The 20,293-nt window shown below is 30.7% G+C and carries 17 protein-coding genes and 1 pseudogene; 1 reads left to right on the top strand and 17 read right to left on the bottom strand.

Translation table 11 applies throughout. The features are described from left to right. Window position 1: 1 nt before the first annotated feature. The 17 genes and pseudogenes from GQR95_RS07945 to GQR95_RS07865 form a co-directional block, all read right to left on the bottom strand. Complete coding sequence (locus tag GQR95_RS07945) at window positions 2–973, bottom strand: glycosyltransferase family 2 protein (protein WP_159022666.1); 972 nt, start codon at window positions 971–973, stop codon at window positions 2–4. Then, the gene (locus tag GQR95_RS07940; RefSeq protein ID WP_159022665.1) at window positions 966–1,697 is read right to left on the bottom strand and encodes a glycosyltransferase family 2 protein; all 732 of its coding nucleotides are present in this window, start codon (window positions 1,695–1,697) and stop codon (window positions 966–968) included. The genes GQR95_RS07945 and GQR95_RS07940 overlap by 8 nt, the downstream gene beginning before the upstream one ends. 49 nt (window positions 1,698–1,746) lie before the next feature. Next, entirely contained in the window at window positions 1,747–2,718 is a 972-nt protein-coding gene (locus GQR95_RS07935) for a sulfotransferase (RefSeq protein WP_159022664.1), read from the bottom strand. After that, window positions 2,693–3,652: a glycosyltransferase family 2 protein gene (locus GQR95_RS07930; protein WP_159022663.1), complete on the bottom strand. Its 960-nt coding sequence runs from the start codon at window positions 3,650–3,652 to the stop codon at window positions 2,693–2,695. Before GQR95_RS07930 ends, GQR95_RS07935 begins: the two co-directional genes overlap by 26 nt. A gap of 1 nt (window position 3,653) precedes the next feature. Continuing rightward, a pseudogene (locus GQR95_RS17085) lies at window positions 3,654–3,812 on the bottom strand (DapH/DapD/GlmU-related protein); the annotation flags it as partial. 1,384 nt (window positions 3,813–5,196) lie between these two features. Continuing rightward, window positions 5,197–6,357 carry a glycosyltransferase family 2 protein gene (locus GQR95_RS07920; RefSeq protein ID WP_159022661.1) on the bottom strand — a complete coding sequence of 387 codons (1,161 nt, stop codon included), beginning with the start codon at window positions 6,355–6,357 and terminating at the stop codon, window positions 5,197–5,199. A 2-nt stretch (window positions 6,358–6,359) separates the two neighbouring features. Next, a complete protein-coding gene (locus GQR95_RS07915) occupies window positions 6,360–7,052 on the bottom strand; it encodes a hypothetical protein (protein ID WP_159022660.1) in 693 nt (230 codons plus the stop codon). A 1-nt stretch (window position 7,053) separates the two neighbouring features. Beyond that, on the bottom strand, window positions 7,054–8,316 hold the full coding sequence (locus GQR95_RS07910) for an ABC transporter ATP-binding protein (RefSeq protein ID WP_159022659.1): 1,263 nt from the start codon (window positions 8,314–8,316) through the stop codon (window positions 7,054–7,056). 25 nt (window positions 8,317–8,341) lie between these two features. Continuing rightward, the gene (locus tag GQR95_RS07905) at window positions 8,342–9,211 is read right to left on the bottom strand and encodes an ABC transporter permease (RefSeq protein WP_159022658.1); all 870 of its coding nucleotides are present in this window, start codon (window positions 9,209–9,211) and stop codon (window positions 8,342–8,344) included. 1 nt (window position 9,212) lies between these two features. Further along, window positions 9,213–10,235 (bottom strand): NAD-dependent epimerase, encoded by a 1,023-nt coding sequence (locus GQR95_RS07900; protein WP_159022657.1) that lies wholly within the window; start codon window positions 10,233–10,235, stop codon window positions 9,213–9,215. A gap of 2 nt (window positions 10,236–10,237) precedes the next feature. After that, complete coding sequence (locus tag GQR95_RS07895) at window positions 10,238–11,629, bottom strand: UDP-glucose 6-dehydrogenase (RefSeq protein ID WP_370514538.1); 1,392 nt, start codon at window positions 11,627–11,629, stop codon at window positions 10,238–10,240. A 6-nt stretch (window positions 11,630–11,635) separates the two neighbouring features. After that, window positions 11,636–12,592 (bottom strand): GDP-L-fucose synthase, encoded by a 957-nt coding sequence (locus tag GQR95_RS07890; protein WP_159022656.1) that lies wholly within the window; start codon window positions 12,590–12,592, stop codon window positions 11,636–11,638. A 12-nt stretch (window positions 12,593–12,604) separates the two neighbouring features. Next, the gene (gene gmd, locus GQR95_RS07885; protein WP_159022655.1) at window positions 12,605–13,723 is read right to left on the bottom strand and encodes a GDP-mannose 4,6-dehydratase; all 1,119 of its coding nucleotides are present in this window, start codon (window positions 13,721–13,723) and stop codon (window positions 12,605–12,607) included. A 30-nt stretch (window positions 13,724–13,753) separates the two neighbouring features. Beyond that, on the bottom strand, window positions 13,754–14,752 hold the full coding sequence (locus tag GQR95_RS07880) for an SDR family oxidoreductase (RefSeq protein WP_199269649.1): 999 nt from the start codon (window positions 14,750–14,752) through the stop codon (window positions 13,754–13,756). A 23-nt stretch (window positions 14,753–14,775) separates the two neighbouring features. Beyond that, window positions 14,776–16,092: a nucleotide sugar dehydrogenase gene (locus GQR95_RS07875; RefSeq protein ID WP_159022654.1), complete on the bottom strand. Its 1,317-nt coding sequence runs from the start codon at window positions 16,090–16,092 to the stop codon at window positions 14,776–14,778. Between the two features lie 96 nt (window positions 16,093–16,188). Further along, a complete protein-coding gene (locus GQR95_RS07870) occupies window positions 16,189–16,707 on the bottom strand; it encodes an ArsR family transcriptional regulator (protein ID WP_159022653.1) in 519 nt (172 codons plus the stop codon). Window positions 16,708–16,942: 235 nt separating this feature from the next. Continuing rightward, on the bottom strand, window positions 16,943–17,626 hold the full coding sequence (locus tag GQR95_RS07865) for a zinc-dependent peptidase (RefSeq protein ID WP_159022652.1): 684 nt from the start codon (window positions 17,624–17,626) through the stop codon (window positions 16,943–16,945). 468 nt (window positions 17,627–18,094) lie between these two features. On the opposite strand from GQR95_RS07865, the gene GQR95_RS07860 reads away from it, so the two are divergent. After that, window positions 18,095–20,281: a T9SS type A sorting domain-containing protein gene (locus GQR95_RS07860; RefSeq protein WP_159022651.1), complete on the top strand. Its 2,187-nt coding sequence runs from the start codon at window positions 18,095–18,097 to the stop codon at window positions 20,279–20,281. Window positions 20,282–20,293 lie beyond the last annotated feature (12 nt).

The following is a 20,293-nucleotide window of genomic DNA, read 5'->3' as shown; positions in this document are numbered from 1 at the left end:
TTTAATTTCTTAGTTTTTTAGCTAAATCAATTTTCTGACGTTGAAGGATAAATTTTAAAAATCGAAATTTTAGTAAACCACTTAATTCAGATAAATTACGAAAAATAGCCAATTTCTCATTAAATGTATAGGTGTTGTTTAAGTAAATATCATACTTATAAACGGTAAAGTAAAAAGACATAATTTCCAGTCTCTTGTTTGCAGTCAATTTAAGTTTATTAAATACGGGCTTTAATATTGTTGATAGTTCTTTAAACGACTGTGCATTATTAGATGCTGTTAATTTAGCATCGTGATATCTCGTACTATTTAAACTTTTATTTAAAAATCCGACATCTGTATTATATAGCATTCTAAAATACAAATCGTAATCTCCATTTCTTCTAAAGTTCATATTTAGACCTCCGGACTTTACATAGGCATTCTTACTAAATAAAGTACCACTTACATTTGGTATTAGACATTTATAAACTAAGTAATCTTTAATAAAATCATTACCCTTAAAATAATTGAATCCATCAGAGTTTTCGTTAAATAATTTCGTCTCATACCCTTTAAACATAGGATGATACTCTGAAATCTCCTGACCTAAAGCATCTATAGCATTAGACTTTGTTACAACCATCCCTAAATTTTCGTTACTATCAAAATAAGGAATACAAAATTCTAAAAAAGACGTAGACGCCAAATCATCACTTTCCGCAATCCAAATTAATTCGCCTTTCGCTAAAGAAATTCCTTTATCCCATTGTTTAAATGGGGAACCTGAATTTTCTTCGGAAGGCACAAATTGTACCTTATTAGGAAACTTCGTTTCGTACTCTTGAATAAGCTTTAAACTGTTATCGGTAGACTTATCATCTAGGATAATTAACTCAAAATCACCATACGATTGATTAATAATACAGTCTAATCTGCCTCTTAAAAATTTCTCATGATTATAATTTGGAACTATAACACTAACTCTAGGCATAATCAAAATTTAAAAAGGTTCCTGAAATCCATTTTATAAATGAAGTTCGTCTGTATTTATAACAAAACCGCACCCAAATAGGCATTAATTTTATAAGCTGTTTTTTTCTGATTTCGAAAGCCACATCTTCCGTATTTGAACTTAGGCCCTCTGTATTAAAATGAGAAACGACTAGTGGTATATATTTTGTATTAATTTTAGGGTCTTGAAAACATCTTAAATTAAACTCCCAATCAGAATTAACCTTATAATCTAAATGATAAAGTCCCTTTAATTTAAATACACTTTTATGAAAGAAAATCGCTTGGTGGCAGATATTTCTATAAATCATTTTATAAAGGTTAAATGCACCATCATACACTTCGTTTTCTGGTACTTTAATAACATCACCGTACACGAGATGAGATGATGAAAACTGCTGAACACACGTTTCAATAACGTTGTTATTAGCTAACAAGTCATCTGCTCCTAAAAAAAGAATCCAATCGCCGCTTGCTCTTAAAATCCCTTTATTCATGGCATCATACACCCCTTTGTCTGGTTCGGAGACGACAATATCAATTTTTTCCTTATTGTCTTCAATAATATCTAATGTCCCATCGGTAGAGCCACCGTCAATAATAATAAATTCAATATTAGTATAAGATTGATCCGCAATAGAATCTATGGTTTTTAAAATAGTTTTGGCTGCGTTGTATGAGACGGTGATAATGGAAACTTTCATTTAAATATTTACAATTTTAATAAAACAATAAAACTTTTTATTATTTCAATTAATTAAAAATTTCTTTCTTATACTTTGAAGTCGTAAAATAATATTTCATATTTTTTAAAATATTACTCATACTTTGTTTAAAACTTGTTCTTTTATGAAAACAACTATACTGAAACAAATTAAAATCAGCAGTAGGTTTTAGCTGCGGATAGTCTGAGTAACCATATAAATCTAAAAATGTTTTCCCTAAATGGTTTAGATAACCTATCGAAAAATCTTTCCAATAGTGGTCTTCCAAAATTTTTCTTGAATTTAAGTTCTTCTTAGGCTTCCTATTCGCTTTTACACCTATTGGATCCCCCAATACACCATTAGCTTTTTTGTTGTTAGTGAAATCTATAAAATCTGGATTAAAATCCAAACCAAGCCACTCATAAAGCATTTTCACTTCTGCTTCAGGATTATCAACTAGAGATTCATAAAAAACAGTTCTAACGTTAGGATTATTTATATTAGCATCCTGAAACTCCTGCATTAATTTAGGAGCCGCTAAGAGATCTCTTTTATAATCCCTCATTTTATAAATAGTATCAATATCCCAAGTCTTGCAAATAGAAGAAACAACATCGCTTAAATCTCTTTTGAGAATAATAATTTTGGCTTTAGGAAACAATTGTTTGATCTCGTCCCCAAACTCGTAATATCTAGGAGTTTTATCTAAGAAATATTTAGCATCTTTAGAAGTGGCTTTAGCATAAAAATTTAAGGCTATTTTTTTTACTTCATTTGCTAATGAACTATCAGAATGTAACCTTAAGTAATCTTCTACCGCTATTCTCGATAAATCGCCATTAGCTTTTATCTTAAAATCAGATTTTAAAAAACTAATTAAAGGCAATAGAATCCAAGGTTCACTAGCTGTAGATACTTTATCATTATTAGACAACAACATTTGTAATAAAGTTGAACCACTCCTTGGCAGTGATAGTATAAAAATTAAATTACTACCGTCTTGAATATCGTCCTCCATTTAATGTCTTTATTAAATAATTAAAGTCTATTTTATTTATAATAAAAAATTGTTTTATCAAATTTTTCAGAGAATAAAACGTATTATTTTTAAATAATTTGGTTCTCAATTCCAATAATTCATTACCTAGCAGAAAATTAACATCTTTTTTATGGCTTCCTTTTAATAAATTTTGATTTTTAAAAAACACTTGCTCTTTTTCCAAAAGATGTTTTATTTGAGTCCATCTTTGAGAAATACTTTCAGGGTTTAAAAAATAAACAGAACCTACATTGTCAACGTAACCTATTTTGAATAATTTTGAATATCGTATTCTAGAATCCCAATCTTCATAAGCCTTACGAGTTTCATCGTAATAATTTATTGTTTCTAAAACTTCACGTCGCATTAATTCAAATCGAAACAAAGTCTTTTTCGGAAATTGTCGTGTAAAGATATTAATAAACACATCTCCTGTTGGAGGTGTATCTATTTCTTTTATCCATTTATTAGATTCTTCTGAAATTTCATCAACGAAAAGAAAATTTGAATATACAACATCAAAATTCGAATTATCTTTTAAGAATTCAACTTCCTTCTCGATCTTAGTATCAAAATAGTAATCATCTCCATCTAAGTAGGTAATATAATCCCCTTTAGCTAGTCTGTAGCCTGTGTTTTTATTTTTAGTAATCCCTACGTTTACTTCTTGAATATTGATAACAATATTTTTATTACATAAATCTTTTAGTTCTTTTAAATAAGCTATAGTTTCAGGTTCTGTAGAACAATCGTCTACTACAATAATTTCAATATTTTTATAGGTTTGATTAACAAGACTCTCGTATGCCCTTTTCAATAAAGTACACTGATTAAAACTAGTTAAAACAACTGAGACTAAAGGTTGTTGATTCATAATTATTTTTTTCTTTAGAATATTACTTCCATTCAACATTCTCTCTTATTAAAGATGCAGGAACACCACCTACCAAACATTTCGGAGGAACATCTTTGTTTACCAAAGCCCCTGCTGCAATGATAGCACCATCTCCAATGGTTACACCTTTAAGAATAGTAGCATTCATTCCAATCCAAACATGATTTCCTATTTTTATAGGCATTGTAGGTTCTTGAGAGCTGTTCAAAATTTTATGATTATCGGTATCTCTTATACAAACATTCTCCGAAATTGCAACATCGTGACCAATTTCTATTTGTTTAAAGCACGATAGATTAAAATTATTATTTATGTATCCACTTCCTAAAATAAGTTTAGCGTCCTTATTTACATAAATTTTAGAACCTGAATAAATAGAAAATGATTTTCTAACTAGAATTTCAGCATTCTCTCTTAATACAAAAACTGAAGGAAATGGATCGTTATTTGTCCATTTTTTATTAATTTCTAGATAACCTTCATCTATAACTAACTTAGAACTAGGATCAATGTCTAAGCTTGTGTTTTTATAAATTTTAAGATTTCCTTTTGTGTTTCTTTTAATTTTAGAAACTGCTTTATTATGATTTATATCTTCTATTGAATACAATAAATCAATAATTTTCTGTTTAATTTTATTTTTTATATTCATTTAAAATCTTATTACAAATACTAATTATATTGATTTTAAAGTAATTAGTGTTGTTTTTTATAATTAATCCTAAAGTTTTTTATGGTTTTAATAAGAGCTTACAAGAAAATAAAAAATTAGAATATACTTTTTTGACGATAGCTTTTTTTAAATATTAGAATCTAAATTTAAAACTGTTTGTGATTTTTATTTATAAATAAGGAATACCATATATTACTTTTAATCAAAAAAGGATAAATATTATCTAAAGTTAATCCTAATATTACTATGTTGATAATCCCAATCAAATAAAGTTGAAACAAAGTAAAAAACAGGAACTTTGGCTTGTTCGCTAAACTCTATTATTATATTTTTTTATTATTAGCCATTTTTTTAACAACGGGTTGTATATCTCATTTTTAGGATTCCGTATTCAATCGAATGTTATCAATAAGTTCTATAGAAAAAACCTCTTTACACGAATACGTTCATAAATGATTAATTAAATATTCTTAGAAACAAATTTCTGACACAGGTAATCTTTATATTATCCCTGTTACTCAATTAAAAACCATCTAGGTCATCAATAAAATTATCGTTATATAGGAAAAACATTAAATCTTGTTATTTTAACAATAAATAATTCTACTTTTCCTTATCGGAGTGACAAATATAAACCTAGTTTTGTAAATTCAATAATCTTTAATATCTCAAACTTTTGTTTAAAAATTAAGCTAATATCACCTTTTCTATATTTACAAAAATTTCCAATATTTCATCTTTTATTTCTTTCATTATTGAATCTTCATAATTATAGATCAATAAAGCATAGAGAATAACTTAACAAATCGGAAATAAGGTTTGTTCTGAAATCTAACAAAAATTACTTTTTCATATTTAAGTTATAAAGTTTTTTTATTATTCTAAAACATTAACATAATTTAAAAATTTGTTTATTTTCATCTATGGAAATACTATAATCATTTACTACATTGTGAAACTTTATTAAAGTCCATAATACAAAGTAAATATCTTCTTCCGGTAATAATATTGCCTTATTTTCGATTACTTCTCTTTCTAGATATTTAACATACCCATCGTTAATTATAACCTGATTCGAATAAAACAAACTTGTGATTTTAGTATAAAAACTCAAGAAACGTTTTTTTAAATATTTTTTTGGTTGTTTTGGTAAGGGGACCTCTAAATAGATATATTGATTTTCTTTAAGATTTTTTAGAGTTTCAATTAAATTAGTTATAAACTTTGTTTTAGAGTTTAATAAAATCTGCTTTGGAATTTCTAAATGAACCTCCTGAGATTTATTATTTATCAAACGATCTTTAGCATTAATTACCCCCCCCCAACTTCTATTATTTCTTATAGAATTATTAATATTTAATCGAAAATAAATTAGCATTTGTTCATACCATTTATTTGGAAATAAATATCTATTTTCATTTGACACTATAGGGTGCCATTGATGAAAAACAGGAGCTACCGATTCTTCTAACCATTTTTCCTGTATCCCTAAATTCTTTAACCTAAGATATAAATCCAGATCTTCAAACCCCCAAAAACAATAGAACTCATCAAATCCATTTATTTCTATCAATTTTTTACGCTCAACAAGGTGAATAGCCCCTTTTGTATTAATTGCACTTAAAGAAAATTGTTGAGTATGTTTTTCTAGATTATTATTAAAATCGCCAAATGATTCAGGCATCAAATAAAATCTTTTGAAATACTGATATAAGGGATTGCTTTCCTTAATAAGGTAATCAATAAAATTATTCGAATAAATCAAATCTATATCACTAAATAAAACATATTCGCCCTTAGATATTTTCAACCCAGTATTAAGCGCATGAGACCTATTCCATGGCCATCCTCGGGTATCATTATATATATATTTACAAAAACTAAATTGTGATGTTAGATTTTTAATCTTTTCAGAAATTTTTAAATCACTACCATAATCAACAAATATTAATTCAAAATCTTTATTTATTTGATTTTCTAGTGATTCTAAATATCGTGAGACACGCAAACTATCTCGATTACGAAAACCTGTAACAATACTTATTTTCATTTTTAAAATTTATTTTTTATCTGAAACATTAAAATTTCACTTTTAATAATCAAGTATTTTAAAGGATTTAATTTCCAGTTTTCGTTTATCGTAGTTTTAGATTTTCTAACAAACTTAGCAATATTAGCTGTATAACGTGATTCGAATAAATGATAAACAGAATCTTCATACGTTGTACCTATTCCAAACATTTTATCCGGATATAGCTTCCATTTCGCTTCTTCTATAGCTGTTGGATACCAAAAACTTAAATTAATATTATGATTAGGTGCCAATTTAGAAAGGATACCTCCTGCATCAACTTTCACTTCACGATCTTCATTTAAATCTGGTTGCCCCAATAAATTGTAAACTTCTTTACTTATACAAAAAAAGCATGGTCCCACATAAATATTCTCACCATTATAATATTGGTTAGCTGTTTGTGCACATCCTGAAATTGTTTTTTTATTAACGACTTCATCTAACACCTTCTTAATCACTTTTGGATTTAAAGGAATACAATCTATATCAAAAAAGATAAAATAATCAGCATCTTCTTCTCTTAAAATTCTATTCATAAAATCACCATGAGTAATATCATTATCACAAATTTGATGGAGTTCAATTCCAAGCATTTTAAACACTTGTTTCTGATAAAATAATAAATACGGTGAAATATTACTTTTATAAAATGTACTTGTATATACTTTCATCTTAGAATTGCCATTTAGTTGGTGTAAATACTTTAACATGTTTAGGAAACACACCTAATCGACCAATATTTGGTCCTTTTTGTATGTCAATTTCAAAACAGTTTTCTAAAATATGTAAAGGTTTCCCATCTGCCATAAGACCTATATCGATTCTATACGAATCGGGTGCTAAATTAATACTATCAATTACTATTGTTACAGTTTTTGAATCCCCCTTATTTCCACTAATAGATACATGTTCATCTAGATTCGTAATATGAGTAATTAACTCATGGTTCGCATTATTAAAATTAATGCCCATATCAACACTACCTATAAATTCATTAAACTTTAATTCTATTTTTAAAGTTAACTGATCTCCTGTATAAAAAGAACGACTTTCTTCATCTTTTCTAAACGTTTTATAATCTAATATTTCAATATCTTTACTCCCTCCTTTGTCAATAACTTTACCACTCTTATATGCTTCGGCATCTTGTTTTAAATAATACTCCACCGTTTCTTCTGCTGTACCAACAAACTCAACACTTCCTTGACTTAATAAAACACCTTTAGAACATAAATTTTTAATGGATGCCATATTATGACTCACAAATAAAACCGTTCGCCCTTCTTGAGATACTGATTTCATTTTCCCTATTGCTTTCTTTTGAAATTCAGCATCACCAACAGCTAACACTTCATCAACAACAAGAATCTCTGGCTCTAAAAATGCAGCAACGGCAAAACCAACACGCACCGTCATACCTGATGAATAACGTTTTACTGGAGTATCAATATATCTTGCACAACCTGAAAATTCTATAATTTCTTCTAATTTTGACGTCACCTCAGCCTTAGTCATACCCAAAATAGCACCATTAAGGTAAATATTTTCACGTCCGGTTAATTCTGGATGAAACCCTGTACCAACCTCTAACAAAGAGGCTAAACGCCCTTTAATTTTTATACTACCTGTTGTTGGAGATGTGATTTTAGATAAAAGCTTTAATAACGTACTTTTTCCTGCTCCATTACGACCTATAATACCAATAACATCACCTTCTTCTATCTCTAAATTAAGATTTCTTAAGGCCCAAACATACTCACTATCCCCTTTATGGCTTCGGTCATTAGTATCACCTACTTTTAAATAAGGATCTTCTCTTTTAAACACCTTTGTTTGCCACCATCGATTAAGGTCATGAGCAATCGTACCTGTACCTATAGTTCCTAAACGGTATTGTTTACTTAAATTTTCAAGTTTTATAACTGGTTTTGACATTTTAATTTTTTTAATAAAATTAATACTAAACAGTATCCATAAAGGTTTTTTCTACGCGATTAAAAACAATAACTCCAATGGTCAATATAATAATCATGAAGCTAAAACTATAACCTAGATACATCCAATCGAAACTACCTGAACCGGTAAATGCATATCTTAATGTTTCTATAAGTGGAGTCATCGGATTTGCCAAAATTAAACTTCGATACTGTTCAGGCGCACTCGATAAAGGGTAAATAACAACCGTTCCATACATTAATAATTGTATAGCAAATGATAATAAGAATGTAAAATCACGATACTTTGTTGTTAATGCCGATATAATCATTCCCGATCCTAAAGCTAAACCAGCCATAATAACAACCAATAAAGGCACGAGTATAATACTCCAGTTAGGATGTAATGCGATACCGCTTGAACTTCCATCAAAATAAAAATAGAACCATACAACTAAGAATAAGACAAATTGCACTAAGAACTTTAATAATTGAGAAATAATTAAAGATAGCGGTGTTATAAGTCGAGGAAAATAGACTTTACCAAAAATACCAACATTCCCTCTAAAAGTATTTGCTGTTAAAGACAAACACCCCGAAAAATAAGCCCACATCACATTCCCTGACATATAAAACAACAAAGGAGGAATGCCGTCTGTTGATAGTTTAGCAATATTAGTAAAGACAAACAACTGCACAATGGCAGTAAAAATAGGTTGAATAATAAACCATAATGGACCTAATACCGTTTGCTTATATACCGCAACAAAATCACGACGTACAAACAAGACCAACAAGTCTCGATACTTCCAAACCTCTTTTAAATTAAGATCTAATAATTTTGATTTCGGATATATCTCAATCGTCCAATCATCTTCTTGTAATGAATCTTGCATATTAATTATAATATGTTTTATACCAAGATACAAAAGCAGAAACACCTGCTTTAACATCGGTTTTGGGTTGATAATTATATTGTGATTGAAGCTTAGTAACGTCTGCATACGTTTGCTTTACGTCTCCTGCCTGCATAGGTAACATCTTCTTTTCTGCTACTTTACCAATCACATCTTCTATAGCTTCTATATAATCTAATAATTTTACAGGTTGGCTATTTCCTATATTGTACAGTTTATATAACTCGCTAGAATCTGAAGGCTCTAATAAAGTAGATAACACGCCTGAAACAATATCGTCTATATAAGTGAAGTCTCGGGATAAATCGCCATTATTAAACACCTTGATGGGTTTATCATTAATAATAGCATCTGTAAATAAGAACATGGCCATATCTGGTCTACCCCAAGGTCCATAAACTGTAAAGAAACGTAAGCCTATGGTTTCAAAACCATATAAATGACTATACGTATGTGCCATCAATTCATTAGCCTTCTTTGTTGCAGCATATAAACTAATAGGATGGTCTACATTAGCAGTTTCTTGAAACGGAACCGCATCACTATTACCATATACGCTAGAACTACTCGCATAGACTAATTTTGTAATATTATTATGTCGACAACATTCAAGAACGTTTAAAAAACCAATCAAGTTACTATCAGCATACGCATTGGGGTTCTCTAGAGAGTAACGTACACCTGCTTGAGCAGCTAAATTACAGACCAAATCTATTTTATGTGAAGCAAATAAATTTGGAAGCGCATCTCTGTCTTCCAAATTCATTTTTATAAATTGCATGCGATCTCCAACGTTAACACTAGAGCTCATGTTTAATTCTTTCTCTGCTTGCTCTCTTTGAATTCCTAGTTCTGCTAATCGTGCATACTTTAAGTCAATATCGTAATAATCATTGATATTATCAATACCAATTACGTTATGCCCAAGTTCTAAAAGTTGTTTAGACACATAAAAGCCTATAAATCCAGCTGCCCCAGTAACAAGAATAGTTTTAACTTCCATAATTATTGTCCGATTACATAAACTTGAAAACCAATTTTTTCTAATGCTGGTTTATCTAAAACATTACGGCCATCAAATACAAATGCTGGTTTCTGCATATTGTCATATACTTTCTGCCAATCGTATGTTTTAAATTCATCCCATTCTGTTAATACAGCAATAGCATGTGCTCCTTCTAAAGCTTCGTAAGGATCGTTAACAACAGTTAACCCTTTTTCGTTTGAAGCACAGTCTCTAGTCTGTAAGTAATCTAAATCACCATACATTTGTTGTGCTGTTACTTTAGGATCGTAAGCAACAATGTTAGCTTGTTCGTCTAATAAAATATCGGCAACATAAATGGCAGCAGATTCTCTTGTATCGTTTGTATCTTTCTTAAAAGCCCATCCTAAAAACGCGATTTTCTTACCTGAAACGGTATTGTATAACGTCTTCACTATATTTTTAGCAAAACGATTCTTCTGATGGTCATTCATAATGATAACTTGTTCCCAATAATCGGCAACAGCATCTAAACCATATGATTTTGATATATATACTAAGTTTAAGATGTCTTTTTGAAAACAAGACCCTCCAAAACCAACAGATGATTTTAAAAATTTAGGTCCAATACGACTGTCTTTTCCTATAGCTCTTCCTACTTCATTAACATCTGCTCCAGTAACTTCACATAACTCTGATAATGAATTCATTGAAGATACACGTTGCGCTAAGAAAGCATTCGCTGTTAATTTTGATAATTCTGACGACCATAAATTAGTTGTAAGAATATTTTCTTTAGCAACCCAAGTGCCATAAACGTTTACTAATGCCTCTATAGCCGCTAAACCTTCTGGAGTTTGTTCTCCTCCAATAAGCACACGATCTGGAGCCATTAAATCTTCTACAGCTGTTCCTTCTGCTAAGAATTCTGGATTTGATAAAATCTGAAATTTTGCACCATTACCAGTATGATCTAAAATACTCTTAATAGCTTGTGCAGTACGCACTGGCAAAGTTGATTTTTCAACAATAATTTTATCTGTAGTAGAAACACGTGCAATTTGACGCGCACATAATTCGATATATTTTAAATCGGCTGCCATGCCTTTACCTACACCATACGTTTTAGTTGGTGTATTTACAGAAATAAATACCATTTCAGCTTCATCTATAGCTTTATCTACTTCTGTAGAGAAAAACAAGTTTCTCCCTCTTGCTTCTCCAACAACTTTATCTAAACCAGGTTCGTAAATTGGTAAATTATCTAAGTTAGTATCATTCCACGCAGCAATACGTTTTTCATTTAAATCAACTACAGTAACTTTTATTCCTGGGTTTTTCTGAGCGATTACCGCCATTGTAGGGCCACCAACATAACCCGCGCCTATACAGCAAATGTTTTTAATTTTCATTATGATTTATTTAGATAATTTAATTTGTTTTAATTCTGTTTGGTTTTCTAAAAACCAAGCATATGTTTCTTGTATTCCTTGTAATAATTCTGTTTTATATTGCCATCCTGCTGTTTTCAGTTTTGAAACATCTAACAGTTTTCTTGGTGTACCATCTGGTTTTTCTGAATCCCAAATAATGTCACCTTCATGGCCCACTACTTTTTGTATGGTTTCTGCTAACTCTTTTATAGTTACATCTTTCCCTGTACCTACATTATACAAATGCTCTGGCAAAACATTATTTACGGCAAACACCACAGATTCTGCCATATCATCTACGCATAAAAACTCACGCATAGGCGTTCCGCTTCCCCATAATGTTACAGGTGAATTTCCGTTTTCTTTAGCTTCATGAAACTTACGTAACATGGCAGGTAACACATGAGATGTTTTTAAATCGAAATTATCGAAAGAGCCATATAAATTTGTAGGCATAAGGCTTACAAAATCTTTATTATATTGTTTTCTAATCGCTTCACAAGCTTTAACTCCTGTGATTTTTGCTATAGCATACCATTCGTTTGTAGGTTCTAAAGTATCGGTTAATAAATACTCTTCCTTAATAGGTTGTGGTGCTAATTTTGGATAAATACAAGAACTTCCTAAAAAGACAAACTTTTTAACGTCTTGTTTATGTGCAATATCAATAAGATTATTTTGAATTTGTAAATTCTCCATTAAAAATTGATATGGATAATTACTATTTGCTAATATCCCACCAACACGAGCTGCAGCATCTATAATAACTTCTGGTTGTTCTGAAACAACGAAGTTATTAACAGCAACTTGATCTCTTAAATCTAATTCAGCACTGGTTTTACCAACTAAATTCGTATAACCGTCTGCTTCTAGTGCTCGCCAAACAGCAGAACCTACCATTCCGCGATGACCAGCTATATATATCTTTGCTTTTTTATTCATGACGTTATTAGATTATTCAAAATAATTTAAAGTATCGTAACCGCCTTCTCTAAGGAATTGATCTTTTTGCATTAATTTTAAATCACCTTTCATCATATCCTTAACAAGATCTTTTAAATCAAATTCAGGAATCCAACCTAATTTATTATTTGCTTTAGACGCATCTCCAATAAGTAATTCTACCTCTGTTGGTCTGAAATACTTAGGATCTACAGCCAACACTTCTTTTCCTATTTCTAATTGAAATTCTGCATTGTCGCAAGACGCAACATAAGCTTTCTCTTCAATACCTTCGCCTTTAAATTCTAAAGTAATACCTAATTCACCAAAAGCCATTTTTACAAAATCTCTAACTGGTGTTGTTTTTCCTGTTGCAATAACCCAATCTTCAGCTTCTTCAGCTTGAAGAATCATCCACATCATTCGTACATAATCTTTAGCATGTCCCCAATCACGTTGTGCATCTAAATTTCCTAAGAAAAATTTATCTTGAAGTCCTAAAGCAATTCTAGAAACTGCTCTTGTAATTTTACGTGTAACAAACGTTTCTCCACGAATTGGAGATTCATGATTAAATAAAATACCATTACAAGCATACATATTATAAGCTTCACGATAATTTACAGTAATCCAATACGCATACATTTTAGCAACAGCATACGGGCTACGAGGATAAAAAGGAGTCGTTTCTGATTGTGGCACTTCTTGAACTTTTCCGTACAATTCTGAAGTAGACGCTTGGTAAATTCTAGTTTTCTTTTCTAATCCTAACAAGCGAACAGCATCTAAGATACGTAACGTCCCTAATCCATCTGCATTTCCAGTATATTCAGGAATCTCAAAAGACACATGTACGTGACTCATTGCAGCAAGATTATAGATTTCATCAGGTTGAATTTCTTTAATCAATCGGATAAGGTTTGTACTATCAGTCATATCGCCGTAATGCAAGAAGAAGTTACGTCCATCTAAATGCGGATCTTGATATAAATGATCGATACGATCTGTATTAAAAAGTGAAGATCTACGTTTTAAACCATGAACTTCATAACCTTTTTTTAATAAAAACTCACTTAAATAAGCGCCGTCTTGTCCTGTTACTCCTGTAATTAAAGCTACTTTCTTACTCATTGTACTTTTAGTATAAATTCTATAATCTTTCTATAAATTCTTCCAATACCATGCAACAGCTTCTTCTAAGCCTTTTTCGATAGTATGGGTAGGTTGGTAATCTAATTTTTGTTGTGCTTTTTCAATACTCGCTAATGAATGGGGAATATCTCCCACTCGATTAGGACCATGAATTATATCTACATCACTAATTTTTGAATCGTAATGCGATAAATATGTTTTTAAAGATGTTGTTAACTCTAAAAGCGTTGTTCGGTCTCCTACAGCGGTATTGTACACTTCGTTTAAAGCAGCTGTGTTTGATGTTGTAATCGCTCTCAAATTCATTTGTAATACGTTATCTATATACGTAAAATCTCTAGAAAAAGATCCATCTCCATTAATTAAAGGACTTTCATATTTCATAAATTGTTTTACAAACAACGGAATAACTGCTGCATATGCACCATTAGGATCTTGACGACGGCCAAATACATTAAAATAACGCAAACCAATCGTATTTAAACCATAGGTTGTATTAAAAATATCTGCATACAGTTCGTTAACATATTTTGTTATTGCATAAGGCGATAATGGTTTCCCGATCACATCTTCAACCTTTGGCAACCCTTCTGAGTCTCCATACGTAGAACTACTCGCCGCATAAATAAACCGTTTTACTTTTGCATCGCGTGCAGCCACTAGCATATTAAGAAAGCCATTAACATTAACATCGTTAGTTGTTATCGGGTTTACAATAGATCTTGGGACAGAACCTAAAGCAGCTTCATGCAACACAAAATCTACATCTTTACAAGCCTTATGACATGTATCTAAATCGCGAATATCTCCTTCTATTAAAGTAAATGAGCTGCTATTTAAATAAGGCTCAATATTTTTTTTATGACCAGTTTCAAAATTATCTAAACAAATAACACGTGCTTTATTCTCTAATAAAACCTCTACGAGATTCGAACCAATAAAACCTGCTCCTCCTGTTACTAAAACAGTTTGTTCTTTTAAGCTTGGCATGTTCAATTCTTGTATCATTATTCTAATTTCAATATAATTTATTACAAACGTTTAGTTACAATTTCTGCAGGAAGCACGCCTTTTACATCGTAAATAATACCATTATCTGTTTTTAATTTTTCAACATCTAAACTTAAAAATTCTTTATGAGATACCGCAAGAACAACACTCTGATAAGCGCCTTCTTTTAAATCTTTAACTAAATCTATATTAAATTCACGTTTTACCTCTGAAGCATTCGCCCAAGGATCGTAAACATCTACATCTACATAAAAACCACGCAGACCATGATAAATATCTATAGCTTTAGTGTTTCTAATGTCTGGACAATTTTCTTTAAAGGTGATCCCCAAAATTAAAGATTTAGCACCTTTAACACACTGACCTTTACCAATCATTTCCTTTACAATTTCCTGACACACATAATCGCCCATACTATCGTTTAAACGACGTCCGGCTAATATGATCTCTGGATGGTAACCAGATTCTTGTGCTTTTTGTGCTAAATAATAAGGATCGACACCAATACAATGCCCACCAACAAGACCTGGCTTAAAAGGGAGAAAATTCCATTTTGTACCAGCAGCTTCTAAAACATCATGCGTATTTATACCTAATAAATTGAAAATTTTTGCCAATTCATTTACAAAAGCAATATTAATATCGCGCTGACTATTTTCTATAACTTTAGCAGCTTCTGCTACTTTTATTGAAGTGGCTTTAAATGTCCCTGCTGTAATTACTGATTTATATAATTGATCGACAACTTCTGCTATTTCTGGCGTAGATCCCGATGTCACTTTTAATATTTTAGCGACAGTATGTTCCTTATCTCCTGGATTTATACGTTCTGGAGAATATCCTGCAAAAAAATCTGTATTAAACTTTAAACCACTCTGAGCCTCTAAGACAGGCACACACTCTTCTTCTGTAACTCCGGGATATACTGTAGATTCGTAAATAACAATGTCTCCTTTTTTTAAAACCTTACCTACCGTTTCTGAAGCTTTTATAAGCGGTATTAATACAGGTCTGTTATTTTTATCTGTAGGTGTTGGAACGGTAACAATAAAAATATTAGCATGACTTAAGTAATTGAGATCATTTGTAGGAAAAAAACCTTTTTCTCCCAACTTTAAATCATCTTCATTATGAAGTACCGCTTTTAAATGCTCCGGGCTAACCTCTAAAGTATGATCTGCTCCAGCCTTAAGCTCAGCAACGCGTGTTTCATTAACATCAAAACCTATAGTATTATATTGTTTTGCGAATTCGACTGCCAATGGCAAGCCTACATAGCCTAGACCAATAATAGCTACGGTTTTTTTATGTGCATTTTCCACAAAATCTGAATACATGGTTACTTTAAAATTTATTAAATCACTAATACTACTAGTTTCATCTGTCTTAAAACAATGAAGAGCAACAAATATACAAATACTTTTTTCTTTCTATCATTTCTCAGTCAACTCATCGTAGATAACAAAACCATTCTCATGCTGATAAGCATCTGTAAACGTGAAATTAACTTTTCTATTAATTTCAGCTTCAATTTTGCCAGCCATCTGGTTAATATATACCGTGTTCAATTCTCGTCCTTCAACCACAACATCAATCAACCCACTATCTAATCCATCTGCATAATCGCCTATTATTATTACACGAGACACATGTCCCATTCTAACCAATACAGTTGTAACAATGGTATCTAAACCAACATATTTTCGAACCATATTTTGTAAGGTTCCAAATAAAGGGTGATTTGTATTTGCTTTATAAGTGACTTTATTGCGCTCCTTTTCTTTACCAAGATAGCCTGCCGAAGATAATTGATTAAGTTCTTTTCTAACCGAATTTGTAGACTCATTAAACTCTACAGCCAAGCCACGCAAATAACCACTATTATTTGGGTTAAGAAACAACTTAACGAGTATTCGGATTCTTGTTTTTGAGGTTATTAAGGATTCTAGCATGCAGTATTTAAAAACGAGTAACAAAACTACTCTTTTTTATTTATTTCGAAAACTATTTCTTGATCATTTTTAACGATAACGTTTTAAATAAGAAGAATTAACAACACAATAATAAACTAAAAAAATAATTCATTTCCGCATTTAAACAATGACTTTAGGCTTAAGCCTAACAAGAATTAGGAACACTAATTTATACCATAATAAAAAAATTAAAAATCAAGACAGGAAGACATAATTAATACCCTGCAAAATCGAAATTAAGCATTTGTTTTGTTTTAGCATATACTTGAGGAAATTGACCTCGAAACTCAGAAGGACTTTCTATAAAGTGCTCCATAATAACTGCTAAAAACTGAAACTGATTCAGGAAAGCTTGCCCTTCAAAAAAACGAGATCTTAGTAATTTCTGGCGCAACGGTTCGTCTTTGGTTAACATAGCTGCCAACTCTTTAAAACTATCTGTAAATATAGTAGAACTTACATCGCCCTCTTTCATACTATTTAAATGAATTGCCTGCGTGAATTCATAAATACCCAAACTAACAGTCTCGCCTTTTAAGTCTAAACTGTCTTTAAAATCTTCCCACGAAATCACCAAAACCTTCATCATTGGATTTATTTCTCCGGCATGGTAAGACGCATTAGACATAGAATAAAACTGATCTGGATAAATAAAAATTTTATCGATTAATCCTATAAAAAAATCACGAAAACCAAAAGTTAGAATTACAGCATGGGCAGAAATTAACAATTTCATCTCTCTAGACACCTCCAATCCTTTTCTGCCTACAAAATCTTTATCTTTAATAAAACAAGACACACGATGATCAAAATACAATTGCTCTTTAGAAGACAAATGTCTATAAAAGTTGAATTTAGATTTTAATAAATTTTTATCCTCTGCATTCAACTTTTTCATTAACATATAAAAATGAACAAAAATGGGTTTCTTAAAAAAAAGAACATAAACCATTTCTACCAATTTAAAAGAATAATGTATCATTATCAATATGAATAAAGAAAAAAAGACACCTAAAACAATTTTACTAGGCAAATTAAAATATTGTAATAACAGCGGGTGAATTATCATAATAAGTCAGAATTATACATTAATGGCTAATTCTAAATTTAATTATAAAAAACTGATAATCTGATAATTCAAACTATATTTAGACTATCTATCATATAAAATCGACAACATACACCTACACTTTTAGCTCACTAACCTTTATCCCTATTATATGTATTTAGTCCTAAATCATAAAGTTTAATAGTATAGTAAAACTTGAGCGATTTTTTATTTATATTTGCCATTCCAAAACTATCAAAGAATTAAATATCACTTACTTAAATGTAGGTTTGCTATAAATCTAAAAAACATGATACTATGAAAAAAATTTACTATTTAATACTATTTTTATTTGCCATTTCTTTTACTAGTTTTGGGCAAACAATCTTAAGGACTCAAAGTTTTGAGGACTCTGGAACCTGGGGATATACAGCTAATCCTTCTTCTGCATATAGTGGAACAACTTGGGATAATCTAACAGTCTTAGGCACATTAGTTCCTACCGTTGGGACTCACTTTAGAGGATATAATAATCCTACAAATAATTCTTCTTCAATTGCACATAAATTAACTTTTGATTCTGTAGACGTTTCAACTAACACTGATGTAAAGATGTCTTTTGATTACTTTTACGAAGTAACAAGTGCAACAGATGTTATGCCTGAATTAAGTTATTACATCTATGAAGATGGAATATCTACAGGAAAGGTAGTTATATCTACCCCAGGTTCAAGTGGAAGCGGCACAATAACTATAGATGTAAATGATAGTGCTTCATCTGCTTACTTAGAAATAGACATAATAAACCTTTCTATAGGTTCAGTAGGAAACACTTCATCAACAGCTAACATCGGCCTAGACAACTTTCAATTGTACACTACCGCTATCTTTACTGGTTTAATTTACGACGAGATAAATTATGGCGGATGGAAAGATGGAAATGAACCAGACAACAATACAAACTCTGATGATGTTTTAATTCTTAATGGCTCTTACACTTTTACAGGTAGATCTAACTTAAAAGATTTGACAATATCTGACGATGCTAATGCAATCATAAATTATAATGGTAGAATGAGGGTTCTCGGAAATCTAACATCAAGCAACAATTTAACAATTACATCAAAATCCGACAGTTACGGTAGCCTAATTGTAAACGGAACAGCCACAGGTTTAGTTACTTATGAAAGATTCACGATGATGGATGGTGTTAATGATTTAGTTTCTGCACCACTTTCAGGCATTACATTTGGTGAATTTGCAAGCGCTACTGGTGTAAATAATGATAGTTTATATTTTAGTGAAAATGATATTAATTTAAAAAAATTCGGTCCATTTGTAAAAACAGCTGGAATTGGTGGTACATACGCAAACTGGCACGCGGGAAATGACAGCGACGAAATATTAGTATCTGGAGTAGGATATAGAGCATCTACAGTTAGTGGTAATTTACTTTCTTATACAGGTAATGTAGTTACAGAAGATGTAGAAACAGATGTGTATTATAACATAAACACACTAGCTTCACAATGGAATTTAGTTGGTAATCCATTTACAAGTTACTTTACCATGACACCTTTCTTGAGTGTTAACCAAAATTTATTTCAGGAAGACAAAGTAGCTGTTTACGCTTACAATGGCATTGATTGGACTATTTATAATAATAACAATGCAGTAAACATCGCTCCAGGTCAAGGCTTCTATGTAGCTGTTAAAGAAAATATTGCAAAATTAGGTAAATTAGAATTTCGTGAAAGCTGGAGGAGAGTTGTAAATAGCGATGATTTTATTGCAGGACGAACTGAAACAAACTACTTTTTAGATATAGCATTGAATGCAGACGATGAAGAGAAGCACTCAAACCAATTATATTTCAACGAATATGGTACAAATAACCTTGATAAAGGATATGATAGCTCTATATACGGACTTAATGAAAGTGGATACACATTGTTCACACAGTTAGTTGAAGGTAATACTAACTATAAATTAGCAATACAAACATTAAGTCAAGATGAAATATCTGATGGAGAAGCATCAGTTCAACTGGGAGTAATAGCACCTGAAGGGAAGAAAATATCGATTAGTATTAAAGAAACTAATTTAGACTCTACAGTCAAGGTATACCTAGAGGATACTAAAACTGATGAATGGACATTGTTAAATGATTCTCCTTATACATTTGTAACAAACGAAAGTTTAAACGGATTAGGACGTTTTGTTTTACATATATCAAATGAAAAAACATTAGGAATAGAAGACGAAAGTCAAGAATACCAATTACAGATTTATTCAGGGGAACACTCTATTAAGTTAAAAGGTCAATTAAATAAGAATACTAACTTAAGTGTATTTGATATTCAAGGGAGACAAATATATTATTCAACGATAAATCAAACGGTTAATGAATACACTATTAACACTGTAAATTTAAGTAGTGGTATCTATATAGTAAGAATAGACAACAACGGAAACAAAATCTCTAAGCGTGTTATATTAAAATAACATCATTTTAGA

It is taken from the genome of Formosa sp. L2A11, assembly GCF_009796865.1.
Lineage (GTDB): Bacteria > Bacteroidota > Bacteroidia > Flavobacteriales > Flavobacteriaceae > Formosa.
This window is presented reverse-complemented; position numbering and strand designations above follow the sequence as displayed.